Source organism: Vibrio sp. 1249-1, assembly GCF_033340495.1.
On sequence record NZ_JAWOWJ010000634.1, the window covers coordinates 1 to 661 of the forward strand.

At 45.5% G+C, this 661-nt stretch carries 1 protein-coding gene; it reads right to left on the bottom strand.

Annotated elements, in window-relative coordinates; translation table 11 throughout:
* The coding region (locus R7Z50_RS28065) for an autotransporter assembly complex protein TamA (RefSeq protein ID WP_318149831.1) at positions 1-661 on the bottom strand (661 nt) is incomplete at both ends.

Below are 661 nucleotides of genomic sequence, written 5' to 3' on the forward strand. Positions count from 1 at the left end.
ATCGGTGGAGTAACCAATACCGGTTTCAATCTGGTTTTTCGCAGCAGGCGCTAACGAGACTTTAATCGGCAACTCGCGCCCATCTTCAAGCTTGCTTAAGTCAGGCTCAACAAACACGGAGGAGAACCAATCGGTGTTAGACAGGTTTTGGTTGTATTCACCCACATCAGAGACAAGGTAAGGTTCACCAATTTCAAAAGGTCGCATCGACTCAACACGGTTTTCCCAGATCTGGCTTCCCGTAATTTCTACCGGACCAAAGTGATAGCGAATACCGCTGTCGTAGTGCAAACGCACATTGGCTTCATTCAATTCAGGGATCACTTCCAGCTTGTTGAGCTTAAAGTCACCATTGAAGTAACCACGTTGCAAAGCCAGGTTACGAATCCCTGATTTAAGGCTGTCATACTCACCCTGATTTAAAATCCGCCCAACTTTTAAAGGCGATTTGGCGATGAGATTCGCAAATTCTTCATCCTCTTTCGCTTCACCGCTGATCACGACATCCATTACTTTGATCTTAACTGGTAAGCCTTTGTGGATGTTAACGATCAGCTCGTCATTCCCTTCGGAAATAGAGTATGAAATTTTTGCATGATAATAGCCAAGCGCATTAAGCGCTTCGGTGATACTTTGATCCAATCGCGCCTGAAAGCGCAGC